This is a genomic window from Granulicella aggregans, assembly GCF_014203275.1.
In the GTDB taxonomy this organism is placed as follows: domain Bacteria; phylum Acidobacteriota; class Terriglobia; order Terriglobales; family Acidobacteriaceae; genus Edaphobacter.
This window is the reverse complement of the sequence record NZ_JACHIP010000002.1, coordinates 1,162,807-1,186,663: the sequence shown is the minus strand read 5'-3', so window position 1 is coordinate 1,186,663 and position 23,857 is coordinate 1,162,807. Positions and strand designations below refer to the sequence as shown.

Annotated in this window: 17 protein-coding genes; 7 read left to right on the top strand and 10 right to left on the bottom strand. The window is 61.7% G+C overall.

The window, feature by feature from the left end; translation table 11 throughout:
- Window positions 1–436 precede the first annotated feature (436 nt).
- The gene (locus HDF16_RS10135) at window positions 437–721 is read left to right on the top strand and encodes a hypothetical protein (protein ID WP_184216050.1); all 285 of its coding nucleotides are present in this window, start codon (window positions 437–439) and stop codon (window positions 719–721) included.
- Window positions 722–890: 169 nt separating this feature from the next.
- On the opposite strand, the gene HDF16_RS10130 is transcribed toward HDF16_RS10135, so the two are convergent.
- Window positions 891–1,907 (bottom strand): kelch repeat-containing protein, encoded by a 1,017-nt coding sequence (locus HDF16_RS10130; protein ID WP_184216048.1) that lies wholly within the window; start codon window positions 1,905–1,907, stop codon window positions 891–893.
- 398 nt (window positions 1,908–2,305) lie between these two features.
- Here HDF16_RS10130 and HDF16_RS10125 point away from each other — a divergent pair, with 398 nt between their 5' ends.
- Window positions 2,306–3,415, top strand: coding sequence for a DUF5700 domain-containing putative Zn-dependent protease (locus tag HDF16_RS10125; protein ID WP_184216046.1), 1,110 nt, complete (start codon window positions 2,306–2,308; stop codon window positions 3,413–3,415).
- A 191-nt stretch (window positions 3,416–3,606) separates the two neighbouring features.
- Window positions 3,607–4,521, top strand: coding sequence for an SMP-30/gluconolactonase/LRE family protein (locus tag HDF16_RS10120; RefSeq protein ID WP_184216044.1), 915 nt, complete (start codon window positions 3,607–3,609; stop codon window positions 4,519–4,521).
- An 11-nt stretch (window positions 4,522–4,532) separates the two neighbouring features.
- Here the strand turns inward: HDF16_RS10120 and HDF16_RS10115 are convergent, their stop codons facing one another.
- From HDF16_RS10115 to HDF16_RS10105, 3 genes are all read right to left on the bottom strand, one after another.
- On the bottom strand, window positions 4,533–5,330 hold the full coding sequence (locus tag HDF16_RS10115) for a peptidoglycan recognition protein family protein (protein WP_184216042.1): 798 nt from the start codon (window positions 5,328–5,330) through the stop codon (window positions 4,533–4,535).
- Entirely contained in the window at window positions 5,330–6,499 is a 1,170-nt protein-coding gene (locus HDF16_RS10110; protein WP_184216040.1) for a hypothetical protein, read from the bottom strand. Before HDF16_RS10110 ends, HDF16_RS10115 begins: the two co-directional genes overlap by 1 nt.
- A gap of 353 nt (window positions 6,500–6,852) precedes the next feature.
- Window positions 6,853–7,920 carry an SDR family oxidoreductase gene (locus tag HDF16_RS10105; RefSeq protein ID WP_184216038.1) on the bottom strand — a complete coding sequence of 356 codons (1,068 nt, stop codon included), beginning with the start codon at window positions 7,918–7,920 and terminating at the stop codon, window positions 6,853–6,855.
- 285 nt (window positions 7,921–8,205) lie between these two features.
- Here HDF16_RS10105 and HDF16_RS10100 point away from each other — a divergent pair, with 285 nt between their 5' ends.
- On the top strand, window positions 8,206–10,011 hold the full coding sequence (locus tag HDF16_RS10100) for a hypothetical protein (protein WP_184216036.1): 1,806 nt from the start codon (window positions 8,206–8,208) through the stop codon (window positions 10,009–10,011).
- 252 nt (window positions 10,012–10,263) lie between these two features.
- Here HDF16_RS10100 and HDF16_RS10095 read toward each other — a convergent pair whose 3' ends face one another.
- The 3 genes from HDF16_RS10095 to HDF16_RS10085 form a co-directional block, all read right to left on the bottom strand.
- Window positions 10,264–11,061: a hypothetical protein gene (locus HDF16_RS10095; protein ID WP_184216034.1), complete on the bottom strand. Its 798-nt coding sequence runs from the start codon at window positions 11,059–11,061 to the stop codon at window positions 10,264–10,266.
- Window positions 11,062–11,433: 372 nt separating this feature from the next.
- On the bottom strand, window positions 11,434–12,690 hold the full coding sequence (locus HDF16_RS10090; protein WP_184216032.1) for a Gfo/Idh/MocA family protein: 1,257 nt from the start codon (window positions 12,688–12,690) through the stop codon (window positions 11,434–11,436).
- Between the two features lie 82 nt (window positions 12,691–12,772).
- A complete protein-coding gene (locus HDF16_RS10085; RefSeq protein WP_184216030.1) occupies window positions 12,773–12,934 on the bottom strand; it encodes a DUF3309 family protein in 162 nt (53 codons plus the stop codon).
- Between the two features lie 294 nt (window positions 12,935–13,228).
- Between HDF16_RS10085 and HDF16_RS10080 the strand changes: the two genes are divergently transcribed.
- Window positions 13,229–14,905, top strand: a complete 1,677-nt coding sequence (locus HDF16_RS10080) for a GH39 family glycosyl hydrolase (protein ID WP_221312631.1) — start codon at window positions 13,229–13,231, stop codon at window positions 14,903–14,905.
- 428 nt (window positions 14,906–15,333) lie between these two features.
- Complete coding sequence (locus HDF16_RS10075) at window positions 15,334–17,256, top strand: sensor domain-containing diguanylate cyclase (protein WP_184216028.1); 1,923 nt, start codon at window positions 15,334–15,336, stop codon at window positions 17,254–17,256.
- Window positions 17,257–17,264: 8 nt separating this feature from the next.
- On the opposite strand, the gene HDF16_RS10070 is transcribed toward HDF16_RS10075, so the two are convergent.
- The 3 genes from HDF16_RS10070 to HDF16_RS10060 all read right to left on the bottom strand — a co-directional run bounded on the left by HDF16_RS10070 (window position 17,265) and on the right by HDF16_RS10060 (window position 22,187).
- The gene (locus HDF16_RS10070; RefSeq protein WP_184216026.1) at window positions 17,265–17,939 is read right to left on the bottom strand and encodes a ferric reductase-like transmembrane domain-containing protein; all 675 of its coding nucleotides are present in this window, start codon (window positions 17,937–17,939) and stop codon (window positions 17,265–17,267) included.
- A 187-nt stretch (window positions 17,940–18,126) separates the two neighbouring features.
- Window positions 18,127–18,567, bottom strand: a complete 441-nt coding sequence (locus HDF16_RS10065) for a hypothetical protein (protein WP_184216024.1) — start codon at window positions 18,565–18,567, stop codon at window positions 18,127–18,129.
- 317 nt (window positions 18,568–18,884) lie between these two features.
- Window positions 18,885–22,187, bottom strand: a complete 3,303-nt coding sequence (locus HDF16_RS10060; RefSeq protein WP_348641286.1) for a TonB-dependent receptor — start codon at window positions 22,185–22,187, stop codon at window positions 18,885–18,887.
- Window positions 22,188–22,628: 441 nt separating this feature from the next.
- On the opposite strand from HDF16_RS10060, the gene HDF16_RS10055 reads away from it, so the two are divergent.
- Window positions 22,629–23,693: a VWA domain-containing protein gene (locus tag HDF16_RS10055; RefSeq protein WP_184216309.1), complete on the top strand. Its 1,065-nt coding sequence runs from the start codon at window positions 22,629–22,631 to the stop codon at window positions 23,691–23,693.
- Window positions 23,694–23,857 lie beyond the last annotated feature (164 nt).

Sequence of the window (23,857 nt, the reverse complement as noted above, 5' to 3'; positions counted from 1 at the left end):
ACTCTTCTTCCCGTAAATCGAAAAAACTGCTGTGGACCTTGCGTGAGGCCTACGAATTTGTTGAACGATCTCATCGCTTTCACTGAAGAACAGCCCAGGGCTGAAGCCCTGCACATTCCATTGACCTTATTCGTGGGGCTAAAGCCCCACGCTACTCCGAAACAGCCCAATCAGACTTCTTCAATAAATTCCTAAGGGTCGCCGCGGCACATTTCGCTGGCTGCGTCTGGGGTCAACTTCTATACTAAACAGACCAGATAAGCATATTCACTTTGTCCGACGGGCACCAATGGCCGTGACGCCATGTCGTCCCCTGACTCGCGATAACGCCTTCGTGGCATGGCGGCGGGCGCAGGTGGAGAGGTAGCTTCCAGAATAGGACGAGGTGGACGCCGGGTGTGACCGGCCTCTGCTATTTGAAGGAGATACCGAATTTATGGAACAAGTTCACTGTGAGCTCTCGCATGCCGGAAGTGATGTTCGCTGCGCTGTTTGCGGGCAGGGATTTCTGGTGCACTGGTCGCGGCTGTCGCGTGCGGAGCAGATGGCGTGCCGCCGGGTGATCCAGGACCATCTCCGGAACCACCATACGGCGGCGCGGGATACGGTGGCGGATCGGCGAATTCATCCGCGCGACGGGTTTCCGATCCCGGAGTGGATGGGGCTGGCCGCGTTTGCGGCTGCGGAAGAGACGAAGAACGCGATGGAAGAGGTCGCTTAGGCGGCTCCGGGGTTAAAGCGCGGCCTGGGGGACGGGATGTTTACCGCGGGCTGAAGCCCGGTGCTGCTCCGATTTGCGGGTGGGGACGAGTTTGTGGCGAGATATCCCACCCATGGCCAAGTACAGCCATGGATGGGGCACCCAACGTACGGGCAATCCAGGTGATGCGTTAGCGGGAGAGCCAGAGCATTGAGGGCGTGCCGCTGGCGAGGATTGCTTTGCTTGCCTGGCTGGCTGTGAGTTTGGAGAAGTTGGTGATGAGTTCGAAGCTGGTGAGTGGGAGCTTCTTCCACTGGTTGCCGTCCCACGTCCAGGAGTTGTACGAGGGCGTGCCGGAGCGGGCTCCGTTCCAGGTGTGGCCAGAGAAGAGCACCATCTTACGCAGGGTTGAGCTGTACGCCATGCCGGCGGCGGTGTAGAAGTCGGGCGGGGTGATTTGTTTGGGGGCGGGAAGCCAGTCGCTGCCGTTCCAGAGCCAGGTATCGTTGAGGATCTTTACGCCGCCATCGCCGCCGAACATGACGACCTTCTGATTGACGGGATCGTAGGCCATGGAGTGGAGAAAACGGGCGGGTGGCTTGTGGGCGGTGACGATCTGCTTCCAGTTGGAGCCGTTCCAGACCCAGGTATCGCCGAGCGGAGCGGAGCTGGTGTAGCCGACACCGCCGAACATGACGACCTGTCCGCTGGCTGCGTCGAAGGCCATGGCGTGGAGTTCGCGGCGCGGAGGCATGGTGGCGGGTGACATGCGGGTCCAGTTGTTTTTCTTGTAGACCCAGGTGTCTTTGCAGAAGAGCTCGGTAGCAAGGCCGGTGGGGACTGCGCCGGCGTTGCAGGTGGCGGCGGCGGACTTCTTGACACGGCCACCGAAGAGGACATACTCATCGCGAATGCTGTCGAAGGCGAGGGCGGCGGAGACACGCTCTTCAGGATGAGTGGAGGGGTGCTGCAGCTGCCATCCGGAGGAGCCGAGGAGCCAGGTATCGCTGAAGCGGGTGGTTCCGTAGGTCCCACCGAAGAGGAGGAACTGGTTGTCTTCGGAGTTGTGAGCGACGGCGGCGAACTGGCGCGGCTGGATGGTGTTGGCGGCGGGCTCGGCGGCACGGGATGTTTGCGGAAGGGCAAGAGCGAGGAGCGCGCCGCAGGCATGAAGGATGACGCGAGCGGTGGGCTTGATGGCAGACATGGGCTTCCTCGGGAGCGCGGTGGGCGCAGGTTCTTTTCGATGCGGTTCGGGTGAAGATCCAGATGGCAGGGCTACTCGAAGAGTTGACCGGATGAGCGTTTCCATTCTGATCCGCAGTATTCGGGAGAAGCCGGATTGGAAGAGTTTAGCGGGGACGGTGCGGGGAGGATAGTCTCCCTTTGGTAACTTACCGAAACAGCTAGCAGCGAGAGGCAGGAGCAGGATAAGTGGCTTGTAGCCCCGATCTCAGAATCGAGGTGTGGGTACGCGGTTGTCGCGGGGCGGGAAGTCAACCGGCGAAAGCATTGGGGGCTGAATACTATGGCCCTATAAGAGCGGCTTTCGGGAGAGCGATGGTTTGTAGGACACTGCTCTAACAAGACAACGGAGAGCGCATCATGATTCGACGAGTAGTGGAATTGATTGCGTTATTGACCCTGGCGATGGCGGTGACTCCTGCATCAGCCACTACCGTGGCGGTCAATACCGACTCCGCGAAGGCAGTCCTGGAGGCGCTGCAAAATCCGGGCCTGACGCATGATGCGAGCTTGAAGATTGCCGCGATGCCGGGGAACCAGGGAATCATACGGAAGCTGGTGGAGTTCAAGCTCGCTGCAAATACGCAGGGTTTTGCCGATGCGCTCTATGACTGCGCTCATGGGGTGAAGGCGACAAGCTCGATGGAGGAGGCTTACTCCTTCGACTCGGTAAAGCCGCGAATCCCCCAGCTGAAAACGCTGCTGAAAGAGATTGCGACGAACCCTGCAGAGTTCCAGGGGAAGATCGAGAAGCGCATCGCCATGTTTGCGCCTGCGGGAACCGACCTGAAGCTCCAGGGGTACGTCGTTGCAGGCGGGGACGGGGGCGGATATACGTTTGGGGGCACCGATTTCTACCTGAACCTTGGCATGACCGATGAGTACGTCGTCGCCATAGGCGTCACAACGCACGAACTGTACCACGCTGTGCAGGGAGCGTTCGCGAAGGACCGCGGCGCGGTGGAGGACCTGCCCTCTCTCGATGGGATGACACCGACGCAGCAGTCGTGCGTAAAGTCGGCGCAGTTGCTGGCGAATCTTTATGAGGAAGGGACGGCGATGTACGTGGAGGACATTTCGCTGCTACAGAGCGCTCATTCGGAGCTCGGTCAGAGAATGCAGACTGACGCCAGGGACGGGATCAGGCATGTGCATGCCAGCGTGTCGCTGCTGGAGATGTCGGTGATCTCGCTGGGTTCGGCCGAGCCTATGTCGTTCGATGATGTGTATGACGTTGGCTTCTATGGCCACGGGATTCTCTACAACGTGGGGTACGTGATGGCGAAGGCCATCGCTGACCAGGACGGGGCGCAGGGGCTGGCGGCGCATCTCAAGCTGCCGTCAACGCAGTTCTTGCTGCATTACACCGAGCTGCCGAAGTATGGGAAGGATAAAGACCATCCGACGCTTGGGCCGAATACGGTTGCCGCGGCGAGGCGTGTGATCGCAGGATGTGGCCCAGCCCATTGATGGAGTTGTGCTGGCTGGTGAGTCGGCGGATGAAGCTTGTTCGATTGTTCCTCGGGCGAGTCAGAGTAAAAGGATGACCGGAGGTTGAGGGGAATCATTCGACGGTAGAGGAGCGATGCGATTGAGGGTTCATCATCCTTCCGTATACTGCACTGGCCGGTCAGAATGATTGAGCTTGAGGTGATTTGACGATGCGTCTTTCGAATGCTCGGCGGCTTGCTGGCTGGGTTGCTGGCTCTATCGTTCTCGGTGCGGGATTGGCCCGGGTTGCGAGGGCCGCGGAGATTCTGATTGGGGACGCGAAGTCGCAGCCGGAGAGCTTGACGATGGTGCAGGGTGGGGTGCTAGACGGGACGCTGATCGTGGGCAGCGCGAGTTCGCCGTATGTGTACAAGGTGCGTCCTGGTTCTACAGTTGCGGAGAAGTTTGTCGATGCGAGCAGCGAAGCTCCGGGGACGTTCTTCTTCGGGATGCTGGCGGATGCTGGAAGTGGCATGTTGTGGACGTGCCAGTTGACGCCGGTGCCCGATGCAACGCCGTCGCGTCGGCATACTGCGCTGCGAGGGTTCGATCTGGCGACGGGAGCGGCGAAGGTGCGTTGGAATCTGCCGGGGGAGAACAGTACGTGCAATGACCTTGCGGTGGGGCCGGACAAGGCGCTCTACTTTACGGACACGGCGAATGGGAAGATCTACAGGCTTCCTGTCGGCTCTGCGGCGGCGGAGATCTACCTGGAGCATCGGACGCTGATGGGCGTCGATGGGATCACTTTCCTGGATGGCGTGATGTATGTGAACAACGTGGTCTTCAACAAGCTCTACCGGATTCCGGTGGATGCGGATGGCAAGCCCCAATCGCCGGTGGACATCTGGATGGACCAGCCGGTGAAGGGGCCGGATGGGATGCGGGCAGCGCATGGGAAATTGATCGTGGCGGAGAATGGCAGCGGGAAGATTACGGCCCTCACGGTGAATGGGGACAGGGCGAGCGTGACGGTACTGAAGGAAGGGTTGAAGACGCCGACCGGGGTTGAGCCGGCGGGCGACACGATCTGGATCGCGGAGCGTGGGGCGGGCAAGGCTGTTTCGATCGCTATGCCGAAGTAGTTAGGGCGTCACTAGGCCGATTGATCTACTAGCTGCCAGGTCTTGGGGCCGACGATTCCGTCCGGAGTTAGTCCTGCTGTTCTTTGAAGGGCTCGCACTGCGGCTTCGGTGCCGGGGCCAAAGATTCCGTCGGGGGTCAGCTTCAGTTTCGTTTGAAGGACTTTGACCAGATCGCCGGTGGCTGGCCGCCGCAGGGTCGGTCGCGGGACGGAGCCGTCGGCTTTCGGCGGCTCAGAGGCAGGGATGGGAGATGGTGCCGGTGTCGAGCCGTCGAGGATCTTCGCAATGCCCGAGCGGAAGACGGCCATGTCGAAGTCCGGGTCGGTCTTGCGGCCTTGTGGCGTGGCGTACTCCTTGTGGCCAGCGCAGGCATCGGCGGGGAGGTTCATCTTGCGCAGGATCGCGGCGATTCCGTGCTGGTAGGCGTCGACCTGAACCTGGGGCCAGGGCTGATCGTTGGCGAGGCCAGTGTTCTCTGCCTCGATGCCGATGAAGTGGGTGTTTCCGGCAGTGACGCCTCTCCAGATGCCGGGGCCAGCATGCTGGCATTTGCCGGCGGCGATGATGTAGAAGGTACCGTCGCGCCCGAGGCCGAGATGGGCGAGAGGGCCACGGAGGTCGGGGCGGCCGTGGAGGATGGTGTTGAGGCTGGGCATGTTGCCGCTGAGGGGACCGGCGGTGTGGTGGCAGATGACGCCGAGGACGTCGCCCATGTCGCCGAGGCCGCGGAACTCCCAGCCGTCGACCTTCGCTACTTTGAGTCCGGCATCGAGCAGTACATCGGGTAGCCATGTGAGTGAGAAGGGCATTAGCTGACGCCTCCTTCGGTCAAGGGTAGGTCCTCATCATTCGTGGGCGTTGTGATCTCGAGGCCGCATCCATCGTCCGCATCCTCATCTGCATTCTGGAGATCCGCGGGAGGGGGAGTCGCGGCCGGCGGCTGCGCCGTTCCCGGAGTGGCAGGGGCTGGTGCCGGTGGTGTGGGCGGCTTGGGGTCCTGATGGTCTTCGGAGGCTTCCTCGGGACTCTTCTGGTGGGGCTTGACCGTCGAACGGATGACCATGATCTTGTTGAGCAGGTCGAACCAGAAGGGCGCGCCGAAGGAGCAGGCTATGGCGGTGAGCAGCCAGCCGCCGAGGGTCGGGATCCGTTTTGTGTTGTCTTTCAAATCTGCCCATCTGTTGTTTCCACCGATGGGAAGGTTCAAAGTATTCAGTTCCGTTTGAATTTCAGGATAGGTTCGGCCTGGGTAGTTCGGATTCGCTGTCGCGGCCTGAGCGCGCGCGACCAGGGTCTCCCGTGCGGTCCTATCGCGATAGAGATAATTGCCGATCGTTATCGTGTTTACGTTCAGCGCAATGGCGATCGCCAGACCAATTCCGAACAGAATTCCCTGGGTGGATCGCTTGTACCAGCCGGAGACGCGGTCCATGGTGCTGTCGTACCAGGCCTCGATGTTTGTTTGAGCCTTCTGCAGATCACCTTGCGCGGTGTCGATTGCGGTAAGCAATGCGCGTTGGACCCGGACGTTCTCGAGGACGCTCAGATTCGCGCGCAGGGCTTGCAGCGTAATGGGTGCCGAGACGGCGGCGTCGCCGTCCGTGGCAGATACGGGCCCGCGCGCGGCGAGGTCCATCAGGGCGAGAGCAAAGTTGCGACTTGGAATGTAGGTCGGGAGATTGCGTCCCAATGAAAGATATTTTGGCCACTTCTTGGGTAGCCACCTGAGCCACGACGCGGGGGTGGGTGGGTAGTTCCCGGCATACAAGCTGAAGATCAAGGGGTGGTTGTAGAGCTGCGTGGTGAGACCTGTTCCTTCCTGATCCTGCAGCAGCTCCTTAAGGCCGGCCTCAAGATGGACCGAGCGTGTCTTCAGAAAGCCTTCGATGCCTTCGCGAATGGCGCTGGCCAGAATGCTGACGAGCAGAAAGACGAAGATGATGGCGGCTGCTACGTCGAGAACTTCTGAGCCGAACATAGGCGTAGTACTCCTTCGCGTAAGGACTTGAGTTGAGCGTCTGCGAGATGAAGAGAAAGTAGAGACGGGCCCAGAAGCACTCGCGAGGAGACCGGCCCTCGAGCTTCGAGGAGAAGTTGAGCGCAGCATAAGTGAGGTGACCACTATTTGCGCTGAACTTTTTGCCGGAGAAATTCTTGCCAGATGAGAATAGCGGGTACCTGCGAAGTGTCAAGCCCGTTGTGCGATTCGCTGATCTCGGCTACATGCCGTCACTCTGACGGCGCAGCTAAGGCTCTGCCGGGATGCTTCGTGGTTCGGACACGGAATGCGGGGATTCTTCACTCCGTTCAGAATGACGGCCCCGTGGAACCCTAGGGGATCAGATTCGCGGCGCGGAGGCGGGTGAAGAGGTCGAAGAAGCTGTCGTCGGTGGGCTGGTAGTCGAGGAAGCCCAGTTTGCGGGACTTGCTCATGTCGGTGACGACTTCGATGGGGCGGCCGAGGTCGGCGTCGGTGTGCCACGGGGAGATGAGAGCGGCAAGATTCGGTTCGGCGAGGTGATGCTGAGCGGCGATCTCGGCCCAGATGGGGGCGGCGTCTGCGAGCTGAAGTTCGAGAGGCGTAATCTCGGCGGGGAGTGGGGCGGGTTCGAGGTCGAACCAGGCGGCGAGGCGCTGCCACATCCAGCTCCAGCGGAAGACGTCGCCGTTGACGATGTTGAAGTCCTGGTTGCGGGCAGCGGGGGTGATGGAGGCCCAGAGCAGGTGCTTCGCGAGCTGGCGGGCGTCGGTCATGTCGGTGAGCGAGTTCCACTGGGTAGCGGAGCCGGGGAAGGTGAAGGGGCGGCCGGTGTGCTTGCAAATGGTGGCGTAGGCGGCGAGGGTGACGCCCATGTTCATCTGGTTGCCGAGGGCGTAGCCGATGATGGTGTGCGGGCGGTGGACGCTCCAGCCGAAGCCGTGTTTGGTGGCGGCGGAGAAGACTTCGTCTTCCTGGGCGTAGTAAAAGTTTTCGACGTCGAGGCGGCCTTGTTCTTCGCGGAAGGGCGTGGCGGGGAGGGTGCCTTTGCCGTAGGACTCGAAAGGGCCGAGGTAGTGTTTCAGGCCGGTGACGAGGGCTACGTGCTCGACCGACCCTGCCGGTGCGACGGCAGAGAGGAGGTTGCGGACCATGGCGCTGTTGACGCGGATGTTTTCGGCCTCGGTGGGTTGGCGGAGCCAGGTGGCTAGATAGATGTGAGTGGGCTTTACTTCGGCTAGGGCGGTTGCCAGAGATGCCGGGTCAAGGAGATCGGCGGCGAGGGCGATAATGCCGGGCGTGGCCAGGGGCTTGCGGGCGAGGCCGTAGATCTTCCAGTCGGGGTCTGTGGCTAGGAGCGTGGCTAGATTCTGTCCGACGATTCCGGTCGAGCCTACGATGAGGGCGGTTTTGTGTGGCAAGGAGGGCTCCTGGAGGGTGTATGTCGGTCCACTCCTCTCTCTTTGAGATGTGAGAGCTGGTTAGAAGGAGCAGAAATGAGGCTGGATGCGGCGTCTGGATGTGGAGAGGTTGAGGCAGACCCACCCATGGCCAAAGGCGAGCCATGGGTGGGGCACCCAGCACCCGGCAGACCACTCATCGCGATACGGCTGCGATGAATGGAGAACAAGGTGTGGACCGGGTGTACCAGTTTCCGGGGTACACTTTCGCTGCGATAGTCAGTGAAAAAGGGGATCAACAGGGCGATGCATTTAAGAGGCATGCGGGTGGGGATGTTGTTGTTTGCGGCAGTGATGGCGGGGGGAGTGTCGAGCAGCTTCGGCGAGGCGACGTGGACGGAGATTCGGAGTCCGCACTTCCGGGTGCTGACGGATGCTTCGGCGGGTGACGGGCGTAGGGTTGCGAACGAGTTCGAGCAGATGCGGCATGTCTTTGTGGAGCGATTCGGCAACGGGGGCGAAGTGCAGTCGGGGCCGCCACTGACGATTGTGGCGGCGCGGGACCAAGGGACTTTTCGAGAGGTGCTGCCTCGGCAGGCGAAGAGATCAGACAACCTCGCGGGCATATTTTTCTCCGGATGGGAGAAGCAGTTTGCGCTTGTGCGCATGGATAGCTGGACAGGCCAGGGACAGGTGGTGGTCTATCACGAGTATGCGCACAGCTTTATGCACGCCAATATTCGATGGATGCCGGTGTGGCTGGACGAGGGGATGGCGGAGTTCTACGCCTACACGCAGTTTCAGCATGATCGGGTGCTGGTAGGCGCGCCTTCTCTGCGTAGCCGGGCGCTGAACACCATGGTGCTGAAGCCGGTGGCGACGATGCTGGCGCAGCGCTCTTCCTACGATAGCGACCTGAAGAAGATGGATGAGTTTTATGCGCAGGCCTGGGCGATGGTGCATTTCATGACCTTTGGGCCGGGGATGGGGAATGGGCAGAAGCTGGGCCAGTTCATCAAGCTGCTGCAGGCGGATGTGCCGCAGCCGAAGGCGTTCGAGCAGGTTTTCGGAGACCAGAAGACGTTTGATAAGGCGCTGTACGAGTATGTTCATCGCTTTTCGTTCAGCGCGGGTGTGTTTCCTCCGGACAAGGGGGACGATCCGAAGAGCTATGCGGAGAAGAAGCTGAACCCGGCGGAGACGGCGTATGAGCTGGGGTGTTTCCACGTGGGGACGCATGACCGGGAGGATGGGCGAGTGCTGCTGGAGAAGGCGTTGACGCTCGACCCGAAGATGGCTGGGGCGCATGAGGCGATGGGCTACCTGGACTTCGATGCGGGCAAGGACCTGGGGGCGGTGGAGGAGTGGGGGAAGGCTTTGGCGCTTGATCCGGGGCTGCCGCGATCGCTGTTTGCGCTGACGATGTCGGGACCGGCATTGAGCCAGCGGACGCCGGAGGAGTTGAAGACGACGCATGAAAAGCTGGAGCGCGTGGTGGAGCTTGACCCGAAGTTTGCACCGGCGTTCGCGGAGCTGGCGCTGGTGGACTGGCGGTTGGGGCAGATGCAGAAGGCGTACAAGGACTCTCGGCAGGCGGAGACGCTGGAGCCGCATCGGGCGGGGTACAGGCTGCTGACGGGGCATATCCTGCTGCAGGGAAATCAGCCGGCGCTGGCGGGGACGTATGCGCGGTTCGTGGCGGAGCACTGGACGGGGCCCGACCACAATGAGGCGGTCGAGCTTTGGCAGGAGGTTCCACCGGCGCGGCGGGACAGCGATCCTTCGCCGGTGACGGACATGCCTCCGGATACGCAGATCGTGCGAGGAACCCTGACCGAGGTGGCCTGCAGGAGAGAAAAAGGTGAGCAGACGAAGTTCACGATTCGGCCGGAGACGGTGGATGGAGCGAACCTGACAACGTCGCAGTTGTTGAAGCTGACGGGAGCGGAACGGTTCCGGTCGGGGTTCTCGGATACTTTGTGGTGGGGCGAGGACCACTTTTCGCTGTGCCATCACGTCGAGGGAAGGACGGTGGTGGTGGCTTATAAGGCGGAGACGAAGGAGGTCGAGGATATTGAGGTTCGGGATGACTTGCCGGGTGGGGTGAAGTAAGGGAAAAGGGAGCAGGCCGCCGGAAGCTGGTGGCGGGCGCGCTCATCGCGATACGGCTGCGATGAGTGGGGCACGGAGTGTAGGTGCGGGGTGCGGGGTGCGGGGTTGCGGCAGACCCACCCATGGCCAAAGGCGAGCCATGGATGGGGCACCCAGATTTGTGGAGGCAGGGAGATGCGGGGGCTCTCCACTACGCGTTGCGATGAGGCCGCAATGCTCCGGTCGAGATGACGCTTCTTTTAGTGGATGGCGTTATGTTTGTCCGCGGAAGAGGTCGTTGGTGAGGGTTTGCAGGGCGTGGATGAGGGCGCGGGTTCCGTGGTCGCTGGCGTAGCGGTTGGCGGCTTCGCCGACGGGGTCGTCGCGCCTGCCTACTTTGAAACTGACTGAGGCGCGTGGTGGTGTGGCTCCGGGCGGGAGCGGCTTAAGGCTATCGGAGACGAGGACGCCGGCCTTGACGCGTTCGCGCGCGCCGCGAAGATTGCCGAACTGGTTTGTGATGTCCGAGAGGATGCGGAGGACTTCGACGGCGGTGCAGCCGTCGGCGAGCTTCTGGTCTGGGGTGGTGGCGTAGATGGCGGGAGTTGACCAGATGCTTCGGGAGCCTCGGCTCCACATGTAGCGAGCTGCGGCGTAAGAGCCGTCGCGGAGGTTGTGGATCTCGGCGACGGTGACGAGGGCGTCGGGTGAGGCTCCGATGGTGTAGATGTAGCGGTTCCAGGCGTCGGCGACACGCTGTTCGGGGATGAGGGTGGGGGTGGAGTTTGCGGTCTCGTATTCGGCCTGGGCGATCTGGTCGCGGAGGGAGCGGGTGAGCCGGGAGGGTGGAATGTCTTTGGCGAAGATGGCGGCGATGAGATCGATGAGGTGGTGGGAGTCTTCGAGGGACTGGGGCTTGCTGGCTAGGTCGTTGATCTCCAGGGAGCGCTGAAAGAAGAGCGTTGCCTCGGCCCTTTGGGCGGCCATGTCCGGGTGGGGCGAGGTGGGGTTCTGGGCGGAGATGAGAGAGAGCGGAAGGAGGCTCGCGAGGAGGGCGGCGATTCGCTTCATGGCTGCTTCCTTTTTCGGAGACTGGCCGGTCAGGGAAAGTGTACATGGAGGTGCAAGAGCGAAATGCGGGGGTCTCTCCACTTCGCATTGCGATAGGGCCGCAATTGCTTCGGTCGAGATGACGGGTCTCTTGGGGGATTGGTTTGGCTCAGAAGAGGTGCGCATCGAGGTGGGATTTGTGGCGGACCCACTCATGGCCAAAGGCGAGCCATGGGTGGGGCACCCGGAACCCGCTGCTATTCCGGCGGTACGTCCGCGCTTTGCGGGCTGAAAGGTTCGTGATGCGGTGGTGGTGTGAGCGGTGTGGCAGGTCCTTCGCTGCGCTCAGGATGACGGCAAGGACAGACAACCGCCAGGACAGGTACAAATTCGTTAGGCTTCTTCAGTGGGTTCGGGGCCGCGGGTGGGACTAGGTGGCGGCTGGAGGCGGATGGGTTTGCCGGTGCGGGCTGATTCGTAGATGGCGTCGGTGATGCGCTGGTCCTGCAGGCCCTCTTCGCCGGGGGTGTGGGGTTGGAGGTCCTTCTGGATGCAGAGGGAGAAGTGGTCCATCTCTTCGGCGAACTGGTCTTTCTCTTCGATGGCAGGCTCGTGGGCCATCTCGAGCTTGAGTTGGGGTTCGTAGAGGGAGAACTTCATCTTGATGCCGTGATAGGCGAAGGCGGGGTTGAGCTCGGCGAAGCCTTCTGTGCCTTCGACGCGGAGGAACTGCGATTTGTGGGCGTTGTAGGCGGTGTTGAAGGTGGCGGTGAAGCCGGAGGGGAACTTGAGGATGGCCTGGCAGGAGGCTTCGACTTCGGTGAAGCGGGGGTCGTCTTTGGGCTGGTCGATGGCGGCGAAGACCTCGGTGGGTTCTTCGCCGGAGAGGAAGCGAGCGGCGTTGAGGCAGTAGACGCCGACATCGGGCATGCAGCCACCGCCAGCAAGGGACTTCTTGAGACGCCACTGGGTGGGATCGCCCTGATTTTGCGAGTTGGTGGAGATGAACTGCTTGAGGGTGCCGAACTTGCCGGAGCGGATCATCTTGACGAGGGCTTTGTCGTAAGGCTCGTACTGGCTGCGGTAGGCGATCATGAGCTTGACGCTGGCGGTCTTGCAGGCGGCGATCATATGCTCGCAGGCTTTGACCGAGGTGGCCATGGGCTTTTCGCAGAGGATGTGTTTGCCGGCCTTGGCGCCGCGGACGACGAACTCCTCGTGCAGGCTGTTGGGGAGGACGATGTAGACGGCTTTGACTTCGGGGTTCGAGGCGAGCTGGTCGTAGGTGGTGTAGTCGTAGACGGAGGTGGGCTTGATGCCGTACTGGGCGGCGATCTTATGGGCTTTTTCGCGGTCTCCGCTGACGAGGGCGACGGGCTTTGAGTACTTGCTCTTGCCCATGGCGGGAAGGATCTCGCCGAGGGCCAGGCGGCCGAGGCCGACGATGGCGTAGCCGGTGCGCTGATCGGAGGACTCGATGGGGCCGGGGACTTTTTCGGGCTGCTCGGTCTTGGCGTGGATCTGGGAGAGCTGGACGTCGTCTTGCTGATTGGGCTTTGACTCTTGCGGGAGGGCTGCTGCTGCAACAAGGCCGGAGGCGCTGCGAAGGAAGTCGCGGCGAGAGGCTGCGGGGAGGAGATCGGGCATCATGCGGCGTGGGATGCCGGGGGTTGTGGGGAGGGATGCTTGTTTGGGTGTGGCTTACTATTGCGTCACGCACAGCCAGAGCTGGCTAGATGCGTGAGCGACCGCGACCGAAGAAGAGGTAGATGATGACGATGGCGAGGATGATCTCGATGACTCCGCCGCCGTAGTAGCCGACGCCAGGGCCCATGTAGTAGCCGCCGCCGCCGACGCCGAGGAATAGAACGATGAGAAGGATTATGAGTAGCATGCGCGGTGGGATGCTGTGGGGTATGGGTGGGGATGCTTTTCGGGTTGAAGGATAGTGGTGTCTGCTTGTTCGGGGCTCGGCGAGGTACGTGGCCGTGTAAGGAAGGCGGTTCGTGCTTCGCACGAATGTCCCACCCATGACCAAAGGCTTGTCATGGATGGGGCACCCGGGATCCGGCTGTCGAGGATAGGTGGGGATGCCCAAAGCAGATTACCTTCGGGAATGACAAAGAGGGAATAGCCAGTCCCGGGGGCTGGCTGGACTTTGATTGGGTGGATGATGCAGACTTCGCGGATGCGAATGATCTGGGTGGGAGCTGTGCTGAGTGTGGTGGGTGGCTTGTCTGCGGGTGCGCAGGTGGCGACGGGCGATGCGGTGAAGATTGCCGTCCATGCTGGGGAGCGGACGGGTAAGTACTCGCCGGACTGGAATTTCTTCGGGGCGGATGAGCCTAACTACATCACGGCGCCGAATGGGAAGAAGTTGTTGCGGGAGCTGCATGACCTGAGCCCCGTTCCGGTTTACTTTCGGCCGCATAATCTGCTGACTACCGGGAATGGCGATGGGTCGTTGAAGTGGGGGTCGACGAACGCCTATCGCGAGGATGCGGATGGGAAGGCCATCTATGACTGGGAGATCACTGACAAGATCTTCGACTCGCTGAAAGATGCGGGTGTGAGGCCGCTGGTGGAGGTGGGGTTTATGCCTGAGGCGATGTCGACGCATCCGCAGCCCTACCGGCATGATTTTCCGAAGGGCGATGTCTTTACGGGGTGGAGCTATCCGCCGAAGGACTATGACAAGTGGGGAGCTCTGGTGGAGGCTTACGCGACGCACCTGAAGGCTCGGTATGGGGCGGAGACGGATACGTGGCTTTGGGAGGTTTGGAACGAGCCGGACATCGATTATTGGCATGGCACTCCTGAGGAGTACGACCGGCTGTATGACGTGACGACGGCGGCGATTCGCAGGGTGATTCCGGCGGCGAAGGTGGGTGGGCCGTCTGCGACGGGGATCCATGTGGGGAAGTCCGAGCATATGCTGCGGCAGTTTCTGGAGCATTGCGAGTCGGGGAAGAATGCTGCGACAGGCGAGGTTGGCGCGCCGCTGGACTTTATCAGCTATCACCCCAAGGGATCGCCCAAGGTGGTGAATGGGCATGTGGAGATGGGGCTGGGCGAGCAGCTGGGATCGGTCGAGCGCGGGATGAAGGTGATCGCTTCGTATCCGAAGTGGAAGCAGACGCCGATCATCATGACGGAGATCGATCCTGAAGGGTGTGCGGCCTGCAAGGGCCCGCAGAACGGATATCGGAATGGGCCGCTGTATGGGGTGAGCGTGGCCGAGGCGATGGCTCGTAGCTATGAGCTGGCGAAGATCTATGGGGTGAATCTGCAGGGCGGGGTGACCTGGGCGTTTGAGTTTGAGGACCAGCCTTACTTTGCGGGGTTCAGGGAGCTGGCTACGAATGGGATCGACAAGGCGGTACTGAATGTCTTTCGCATGTACGGGAAACTGGGCGGGGACTGGGTGAAGACGGAGAGCTCGGGTGAGCTGGGGGTGGAGGAGATCATCCGGGATGGGGTGAGAGCGAAGGATGATGTGGGGGCGATTGCTACTCGGGGCGAGAGGGCCGGCGCGCGCGAGGTGGATGTGATGGTGTGGAACTACTCGGATGAGGATGTGGCGGGGGCTGCAGCGAAGATTCAGATGACGATCGATGGGCTCCCGAAGGGGACGGTGCAGGTGGAGGAGTTTCGGGTGGATGAGGCGCACTCGAATGCTTATGGGGTGTGGAAGAGGATGGGATCGCCGGCGCGACCGAGTGCGGCGGAGCAGGGGGAGTTGGAGCAGGCGGGGAAGCTGGAGTCTTTGGGGGCGGCTTCGCGTGTCAAGGTGAAGGGCGGCGGGGTGGGTGTGCCGATGATGTTGCCGCGGCAGGGAGTGGAGTTGGTTAGGATTTCCTGGTGAGGCGGTTTGGGCTTTCGGACGAAAGCAAATGCGGATCTCTCCACTGCGCTTCGCTTCGGTCGAGATGACCGGTTTATAGAGGGTGGGATTTGAGGAGCGAACAAAAGAGCCGTTCGCGCGTGGCGCGAATGCCCACCCATGACCAAAGGCAAGTCACGGATGGGGCACCCGCTTGAGGCTTCAGCACCGGTCAGTTCGATCGTCGTGAAGGATGGGGTTGGCGATTTATTGATGTCACTACCGCACCAAGGCGTCATTTTGATCAAGCTACAAGGGTGATCGGACGTGCGATAGGGATCGAACCAAGGTGTTATTCCTCGCGCTTTGGTACCGCCGTGTAATGGGGCAGACAGTCAGAGGTTGCTGAGGGGGAGCGAGGCCGGAGCCGGCGCGCTCCGTTGTGACTGAAAGAAAGGGACCGCCCTTCGATGCAATTGTCACAACAGATGCGTGTGGTCCGTGAGATGGCGCGCCCCGACCAGCAAGTAGAGAAGAGAGTTCGCACGGTCCTGGGCACGGTCTGGGAGAGCGGCATTCCGCAGGCGTGGCTGGGGACGATGGTGGCGACGGTGCTGGGTCTGCTGGTGCTGGGACATGTGGATCGGCCGAACCTGTTGTGGCCGGTGAGCGGGATCGCGCTGGCGCTGTGCCTGCCGCAGTGGCAGAGGGGCTGGGGAAAGCGGATACGGTTGCTGTTGGGGTCGGCGGCTGGGTTCTGGACGGCGGCGGTGATGCTGGGGATGCCGTGGCGGATGGCGGCGATGATCTCGGTCTTGACCTGCATCGACATCGTCCTGGGTGGATGGGCGTTGAGCCCGGCGGTGAAGACCTTTGAAGACCTGAAGGACGAGCGAAACATTCTGACGTTCCTGCTGGCGGCGGTGGTGATTCCCATGGTGACGGGGTCGCTGGGAGCTTATCCGGTGGCGATGTTTCTAAAGTTGCCGGTGATGCAGACGTTGATGATGAACGTCATGGGGAACTCGCTGGGAATTGCGGCGTGTTTGCCGCTGGTGCTGCTGCTGCGAAGCGGGGACTGGCTGGGACTGGACAAGATGGGGCCGGGTGGGCAGGCTCGGGACAAGCTGAGGATTGCGGCAACATCGACGTTCTTCGTGGCGGTTTCGACGTTTGTGTTCTGGCAGCGGACGAGCCCGTTTCTGTTCATGGTGTTTCCGCCGATGATCCTGCTGATCCTGACGATGGGGCTGGAGGGATCGGTGCTGGCGTCGGTGGCGCTGTCGATCATTGGCTGGTTTGGAACGATGCACGGGCATGGGCCGATCATGCTGGCGAAGGGGACGTCGATGCACCAGTTCCTGGTGTTTCAGGGGTTCGTGTGGATCTCGCTGGCGACTTCTCTGCCGGTGGGCGCGCTGCTGGATGAGCGGCGGCGGGCGGAGCACAGGGCTAACGAGTCGGAGTCGATCTACAAGGTGTTGCTGCAGAATACGGAAGACCTGATCATCCTGTCGTCGATCGATGGAAGCCAGAGGTATGTGTCGCCGGGGGTGACGCGGCTGGCGGGATGGACGCAGGAGGAGTACCTGGCGATGAACCGGTTTGAGACGTTCCATCCGGATGACCAGGAGATGGCGCGGAGCGTGGTGCGCAAGTTGAGCACCGGCGTACAGGAACAGACGATGCAGTACCGGATGCGGGAGAAGTCCGGTGGCTGGAAGTGGGTGCGGGCGGTGGTGCGGGCCTATGGTGTGGAGGGCGAGGCGATCGCAGGGTATGTCGGGACAATCCGCGATATCTCCGACCAGAAGCAGATTGAAGAGAGCTGGCGCAGGGAGCGGCAGGGTCTGGTGACGGAGAAGCGTCAGATGGCGGCGCTGGCCAATACGGACCCGCTGACGGGGCTGCTGAACCGCAGGGGCTTCGAGGAGCAGGTGGAAGTGCTGAAGCGGCGTGGGAGCTTCCCGGTGGCATTGTTGATGGTGGATATCGACCACTTCAAACGCTACAACGATCGCTACGGGCATCTCCAGGGAGATGCTTGTCTGACGCAGGTGGCACAGGTGCTGCGATCTCATGCGACGCGGACGAACGATATCGCTGCTCGGCTGGGCGGAGAAGAGTTTACGGTGGTGCTGGTAGGGGCCGGGATGCAGGATGCGTTGCGCGTGGCGGAGGCGATGCAGTCGGTGCTGCGGTCGGTGGGTCTGGAGCATGGGGCTAGCCCGTTTGGCGTGGTGACGATCAGCGCGGGAGTGTCGGTGCAGGCTGGTGGAGAGTTGGACATCGAGCAGCTGATGGCGCAGGCGGATAGCGCGCTGTACATGAGCAAGCGGGTAAGGAATCGGGTGACGGGTTATTCGAAGCAGGAAGAGCTGGTACGGACCTAGCGCGCGTTTCAGAGGCGGTTCGCAAACGTGTGCGAGGAGCGGCGGCGGAAGCCGGCGATCTGCAGACAGAGCGTGATGAGGATGGAGAACGCGGCCAGGGCGACCCACGGGACGTGTTGCTTCTCCGACACTAAATAGGCAATCGTGTGGACGGCGGCGAGCGCAAATGCGGCGTAGTTCCAGCGCTGGAGCCGCTTCCATTGTGGGGTGCCTAGACGCCGGAGCGAGAGGTCGTTCGAGGTGGCGAGGAGAGCGGCCACGACGAGGACGGAGATGGCTCCGGTGTAGTTGGCGAGGCCGAAGAGGTCGTGCCGGATAGGGAAGCTGTGATGCTCTGTGGGGCCGTAGACGTAGTAGAGCCAGGGGCGGCCACGGAGGTGGACGGCCTGTCCGATGCCGGAGTGGAGGACCGCGAGGATGCCGGCCCAGATGCCCAGGTCACGGCGGAGATCGGACGAGACGGGGTTGCGACGGGCGCGAAGAATGTTCCACGGGCCGATAAGTAGAGTTGCTGCGATGAAGATGAGGGCGGGGTACGCGGTGGCAAAGCTGAGGCGGGAGATCGTGTCGCGGTAGGGGCGGGTGATGAAGAGCGCCGATACGGCTAAGGCGGTAAAGAGCAGAAGCGGTAGATGGTGGGCGAGGAGCCGACGGTAAAGACGGGTTCTTTGGAGTGATGGCATCCGGCTGGGCTTCTGTTTACCAGCTTAGAGGATGTTGCCGGGTGGTGTGTGGAGGACGACCCATTCATCACGATGAGACCGCGATGAATGGGGCACGGATTTGTGGCAACAGGGAGATGCGCGGGTCTCTCCACTGCGCTTCGCTTCGGTCGAGATGACGTTTCTAGTACCGGGATAAATCTTCGGCTCAGGCGGAGGTGTTGACTACGTTTCCTGTGGAGCTACCGTTCTGGAGGAAGAAGCTGGCGAGGCTGTTGATCGCGCTGGTGGTGTTTCCGGAGGAGATGGAGCTTGAGAGCGAGGCGAAGAGCTTCTGTAGCGGAGTGGAGGTGGTGCTGCTCGATGAACTGGAGACGCCGAGGTCCTTCTGGAGCTGGGAGAGGTCGGACTGGGCTGCGGAGGTGTTGTTGCCGGCGAGATCCTTGAAGAGGGTGGCGAGGTCGCTACCGAGGCTGGTCAGGCCGGAGGTGGATGATTCGGAGGCCGATCCGGTGAGCGCTGCGGTGGTGATGGCACCGATCGAGTTAGTGTCTGAGGCGCTGCTGGAGGCGGTGACGTTGGCCAGGAGTTGGGCGTTGACGCTGGACTGAAGGAGCGAGGAGTACGAGGATCCGATGGTGAGAGACATGGGAGGGCTCCGATTTGGTGTCTACGGGGAGGTTATCGGCGGAGATGGTGGGAGCTTTAGGGCGGTGCGGCGATTCGTAGCGGAGAGACCCAAATCTGGCGATGAGGCTGCCAGATATGGGGCACCCGGATTTTGGGTGGCTCCCGGGGTTTTGGGGGCATGGGCGAAATGCGGGGATTCTTCCCCTTCGGCTCAGAATGACGGTTGTTGCGGATTGGTGGGTGCGTGTTGGCTTCGTGGCTGGTTCCCACCCATGGCCAAGGGCGAGCCATGGATGGGGCACCCGTTTCGGGTTTGTGATGTTCCGGCTGCCGTTGTTAGAAGACGAGCTTCAGGCCGAACTGGATCTGGCGGGAGGTGGTGGCGGTGGCGGTGATGACTCCGGCTGTGGGGGAGATGCTGGGGGCGGTGTAGGTGGCTGCGCCTCCGGTGGTGCTGGCGACCAGCGTGGGTGCGGAGGCGAAGGTGATCGCGTTCGGGGTGGTGAAGTTGGTGTGGTTGAGGATGTTGAAGAACTCTGAACGGAATTGCAGGTTGTAGCGTTCGCTAATGTGGGTGGACTTCAGGAGCGAGAGGTCGAGCTCGGCGAGGCCGGGGCCGGTGAGGGTGTCACGGCCGAGGTTGCCGACGGCTCCGCCGGTGATCGCGCTCTTGCTGGAAAGTGTTGAGACGGGCGCGAGGAAGGCCGAGGGGTCGAACCATTCGCCAACTTTTTTGGGATACAAGTTGCCGTGGAAGTTGGGGTTGATGTCGGGCCTTACTGGATTCCTCGTGTCACCTGATCCCGTCGGGTTGTAGCCGAGCTGGGGGCTGAAGGGGAAGCCGGATTGCAGGTTGGCGATGGCGCTGACCGTCCAGCCGCTGGCGGCTTTGTCGAGCGTCGGCGCGAGAGTTGAAGCGAAGCGGTGGTTGCGGCCGAAGGGGAGGTCGTAGGTGCCATTGATGGCGGCGATGTGGTTGAGGTCGGTGGCAGCGCGACCGTAGTCAAGGCCGGTGAGGGTAGGTACGGAGACGAAGGCGGGGGTGTTGGCGGAGACGCTGGTGTTCCAGGCGGAGCCGTTGTCGAGGTTGCGCGACCAGGTGTAGGTGGCGCGGAACTGGAGGCCGTTGGCGAAGCTGCGCTTCAGGTCGACCTCGAGGGCGTGGTAGTTCGAGATGCCGGTCGAGAACCACGACGTGGTGTTGGCGACGAGTGGGTTGGCCTTGGTGGTGGTCGGGTAGAAGATGGTTCCGGCAGCCGTGCCTGCAGGGCAGGCGGCGTTGGGGCAGGTGACGAAGGCGGGTTCGTTCTGGTCGCCCGAGAGGACCTGGTGGTAGCCGTGGGAGCCGATGTAGCCGACTGTTAGCGACGTGTTGGGGGCGACTTTTTGCTCTATGCGGAGGTTCCAGTTCACAACGGCGGGGGTGTCGATGTTGGGCTGGACGTTCGACGGGGAGATGAGGCTGGTCGCGCTGGGCTGGCTGGCGGTGGTGAAGTTGAGCGAGGAGACGGCTACGTTCGACTGCGAGAGGGTGGTGTTGAAGGGAGCGGCCTGGTCGAGGCGGTAGTCGAGGTTATCGAGCAAGGAGTGGTGGAGGCCGAAGCCGGCGCGGATGGAAGTCTCTCCGTTCTTGAAGGGATCCCAGGCGAGGCCGACGCGGGGTTCGGGGAGGAACTTGGCGCGGTTATCGGTGATGCCTGCGGAGCCGACGGTGGGCGTCGTGTTGATGATGCCGTTGGTGAAGCCGTAGACACTGGCGCGGCCTTGCGACTCGTTGAAGCCGTCGGTGGATTCGAAGCGGATGCCGGCGCGGAGTTCTAGGTTCGGCAGGAGGTGGACGGTGTCTTCGAGGTAGCCCGCGCCCATGAAGGAGCGCCAGCCGAGCTCGGTGGGGTTGGGAACTACGGTGAAGGTCTTGACCGTGCCCTGGAGGAAGGTGGTGAGTGAGGCGAAGGAGGCCTGGCCGTACTGGTTCTGGGCGAGGTTGTCGTTCGACTGCAGGCGCTGGATCCAGCCACCGGCTTCGATCTGATGGCGGCCGATGGTGTAGAAGATGTGGTCGTCGAAGGTGAAGAGGTTGCGGGTGGTGCCGTTGTCCGAGCCTACGTTGGCGCCGGCACCCGTTATCTGGGATGACCCATTGGAGGCGGTGCTGCCGGCGATGACGATTGCGCCTACGGGCTTGCCTGCGACCCAGCCGGGGACGTCAGCACCACCGAGAGGAGTGGAGGCTCCGAGGAAGAAGAAGCTTGCTCGGGAGAAGCCTACGCGGGCGGTATTGAGCAGGCGTGGGGAGAAGACGTGTTGTTCCTGGATGCTGAGGACTTGCTCGCGGAGGTCTTCGTTGATGAGTGAAAAGGGATTTTGGGTGGGAGTGTTCGCTGTTGAATCGTCGATGGTGTAGACGGCGAAGAGGAGGTCGCTGGGGGTGACGTTGGCGTCGAAGCGGGTGGTAGCGAAGTCTTCGCGGATGTGTTGGATGGGGCTTGAGAAGGCCTGCGCGATGCCGGTGGGGAGGCCGCCGGAGGTGAGCTCAGGGCCGTTAGCTATGGGCCAGAGATTCAAGAGAGCGGCTACTCCGGGAGCTACTCCGACGTTCGTCAGTGCGCCTGTCTTGGCGTTGGGAACAAGGCCCTGGCGGGCGTTGTTGTCGGGGACGAGGGTGACATCGGAGAGACCGAGGTTCTGGCGGTAGCCTTCGTAGTTGCCGAAGAGGAAGAGCTTGTCGTGCTTGATGGGGCCGCCAAGCGATGCGCCGTAGTTGTTGCGCTGGAACTCGGGGAGGCGGCGCGGTCCGTTCGATTGGTCGAAATAATTTCGCGCATCGAGGGCGGAGTTGCGGATGAATTCGTAGGCTCCCCCGTGAATTTTATTTGTGCCGCTGGCGGTTACGATTGAGATTTGAGCACCCTGGCGCTTGCCGTAGCTGGCGGAGTAGGTGTCGGAGACGACGTTGAACTCGCGGACGGCGTCGACGCCGAGGAGCTGGCCGCTGGTGCCGCCGGGGGTGACGTTGATGAGGGACGCGCCGGTGTACTCGATGCCGTTGAGGAGGAAGAGATTGTCCTGGGGGCGGCGGCCGGAGATGGCGAACATATTGCCAACTGACGAGTTTGAAGTGCCTATAGACCCGCTGCGCTGGCCGGTGTAGTTGACTGTGGCGGGGTTGAGGGTCATGAGCTGGTCGTAGCTGCGGCCGTTGAGCGGGAGTTGCTTGACCTGGCGCTCGTCGACCAGGCCGGAGGTCTGCTCGGTGCTGGTGTTGACCGTGCTGCCGGAGGCGTCGACGTTGACCTGCTCAGAGGTGCCGGCGGGGCGGAGGGTGAGGTCCAGGGTGGTGCTTTGGCCGACTGTGAGCTGGACGTTCTTGCGGTGCTCATCGGAGAAGCCTTCGTCGGTGACGGTGATCTCGTAGCTGCCGACGGAGAGAGACGGGGCGGCGTAGCGGCCGGTGGCGTCGGTGAGGAGGCGGCGCTCGGTGCCGGTCTCTTCGTTGTGGATCACGACGGTGGCGGCGGCGATGCGGGAGCCGGTGGAGTCGGAGATGGTGCCGGAGATGGAGCCTCCTACGACCTGGGCGTGGATGGCACCGGGTGCGAGCAGCAAGGCGAAGAGTGCGGATTTCATGCGGGTGTTCAAGGTGATCTCCTGAGAGGTGCAGTCTGGCCGGTGCTTCTCTCAGGCGGGTGATGGGGAATGGAAAGAGAAAACCCACGCATCGCCTGAGGTGGCGGCTGCGTGGGTTTGGATGTTTCCTAAGCTTATGGCTTCGCTATTTTGCGGAGCGGGAGAGCAGGATTCAGACCGACGCGGCCACAGTCATGTCGCAACAGAAGCGACAGGAGTGGCAACAGCGGGCGGCGGTGGGGCGAATCTGCATACTTTTGTGAGAGTAACGGGGATTTGAGGTGGGGTCAACCGGTTCCTAATGAGTTGTCCGGGACGCAGAGGCTGGCCGACCAAATAATTTGGAGGGTGATCGACGTAAGTGTCGTTCAATAGAAAGTACAAAGAAAGACTGCGAGAGATCCGATTTTTCGCGGCTGGGAGCCAGTGAGTTGGTTCTCCATCGAGGGAATTATGTTGTTCGGCTCGCGTGTCACTCTCTTCCTTCCGTCGCTGGTTCTTCTTTCGCTTGCGGCAACCGGCTTTGGCCAGCAGACTCCTACAGCCTCGGTAACTCCGGGCAACAGGATCTATCTTGACGTGGTGGTGACGCCGCAGACCGGAGGGCCAGTAGCGGGTCTTCAGCAGCAGGAGTTTACAGTGCTCGACAACAAGGTCGCGAAGCCGATCCTGTCGTTTGCGCCGATGGGGGGAAGTGAAGCGCCGGTGGAAGTGGTCCTGATCGTGGATGCGGTCAACGTCGGTTATGAGACGGTCGCTTACGAGCGAGACAAGATCGAGCGGTTTCTGGCGGCCGATGGCGGAGACCTGGTTCATCCGGTGACGCTGGGAGTGCTGACGGATAAGGGACTGCAGTTGCAGCCGAGCAGTTCGCGGGATGGAAAGGCTTTGAAGGCACAGCTCGATCAGTACGAGATGGGGCTGCGGACGATACGCCGGAGCGCGGGATTCTATGGAGCCGAAGAGAGGATGGAGATCTCGTTGAAGGCGATGGGCGGCCTGATCTCTCTCGAAGGGAAGAAGCCGGGGCGGAAGATGATTCTGTGGGTCTCGCCAGGCTGGCCGCTGTTGTCTCGAGAGAATATGCTGCTTGACGGGAAGCAGCAAGGGCGGCTCTTCGGACAGATTGCGATGCTTTCGACCGCCCTGCGCCGATCGGGGATCACGATCTACAGCATCGACCCGATCGGAACGAACGAAGGGCTGATTCGCAGCGATTTCTACAAGAATTTTGTGAATGGCATCACCAAGCCAAGCCAGGTCGAGCCGGGAGATCTGGGGTTGCAGGTGCTCGCGGTGCAGACGGGTGGGTTCGTGATGACTACGAATAACGACATTGTCGCGATGCTGCAGAGTGCCATGAACGACTCGAAGGCGTACTACGAGATCTCGTTCGAGGCGGCTGTGGGAGAGCATCCTGACGAGTACCACAAGGTCGAGGTCCAGGTGGACAAGCCAGGGATGGTTGCGCGGACGCGGACTGGCTACTATGCGCAGCCGGTACACAGTGAGCCGTGAGGCGGTAGGCAGGAATTGACAAATGGGCTGGATTCCCACAGGCTAGATAGAGATGACTTCGTACTCCACCACCGCTTGTCGCATGTGCTGCAGCTTCTGTTGCTGTATGGCGTGCGCGCGTGGGTGTGAGTGTTGTCGATAATCTTTCTCCTTATCTGAACAAC

Bases quoted from the DNA above. Each gene is read 5' to 3' on its own strand.
- HDF16_RS10125 (WP_184216046.1), top strand. From the start codon at position 2,306: ATGATTCGACGAGTAGTGGAATTGATTGCGTTATTGACCCTGGCGATG.
- HDF16_RS10110 (WP_184216040.1), bottom strand. From the start codon at position 6,499: ATGTTCGGCTCAGAAGTTCTCGACGTAGCAGCCGCCATCATCTTCGTC.
- HDF16_RS10080 (WP_221312631.1), top strand. From the start codon at position 13,229: ATGCGAATGATCTGGGTGGGAGCTGTGCTGAGTGTGGTGGGTGGCTTG.
- HDF16_RS10075 (WP_184216028.1), top strand. From the start codon at position 15,334: ATGCAATTGTCACAACAGATGCGTGTGGTCCGTGAGATGGCGCGCCCC.
- HDF16_RS10115 (WP_184216042.1), bottom strand. From the start codon at position 5,330: ATGCCCTTCTCACTCACATGGCTACCCGATGTACTGCTCGATGCCGGA.
- HDF16_RS10090 (WP_184216032.1), bottom strand. From the start codon at position 12,690: ATGATGCCCGATCTCCTCCCCGCAGCCTCTCGCCGCGACTTCCTTCGC.
- HDF16_RS10085 (WP_184216030.1), bottom strand. From the start codon at position 12,934: ATGCTACTCATAATCCTTCTCATCGTTCTATTCCTCGGCGTCGGCGGC.
- HDF16_RS10070 (WP_184216026.1), bottom strand. From the start codon at position 17,939: ATGCCATCACTCCAAAGAACCCGTCTTTACCGTCGGCTCCTCGCCCAC.
- HDF16_RS10120 (WP_184216044.1), top strand. From the start codon at position 3,607: ATGCGTCTTTCGAATGCTCGGCGGCTTGCTGGCTGGGTTGCTGGCTCT.
- HDF16_RS10135 (WP_184216050.1), top strand. From the start codon at position 437: ATGGAACAAGTTCACTGTGAGCTCTCGCATGCCGGAAGTGATGTTCGC.
- HDF16_RS10055 (WP_184216309.1), top strand. From the start codon at position 22,629: ATGTTGTTCGGCTCGCGTGTCACTCTCTTCCTTCCGTCGCTGGTTCTT.
- HDF16_RS10100 (WP_184216036.1), top strand. From the start codon at position 8,206: ATGCATTTAAGAGGCATGCGGGTGGGGATGTTGTTGTTTGCGGCAGTG.
- HDF16_RS10130 (WP_184216048.1), bottom strand. From the start codon at position 1,907: ATGTCTGCCATCAAGCCCACCGCTCGCGTCATCCTTCATGCCTGCGGC.
- HDF16_RS10065 (WP_184216024.1), bottom strand. From the start codon at position 18,567: ATGTCTCTCACCATCGGATCCTCGTACTCCTCGCTCCTTCAGTCCAGC.
- HDF16_RS10095 (WP_184216034.1), bottom strand. From the start codon at position 11,061: ATGAAGCGAATCGCCGCCCTCCTCGCGAGCCTCCTTCCGCTCTCTCTC.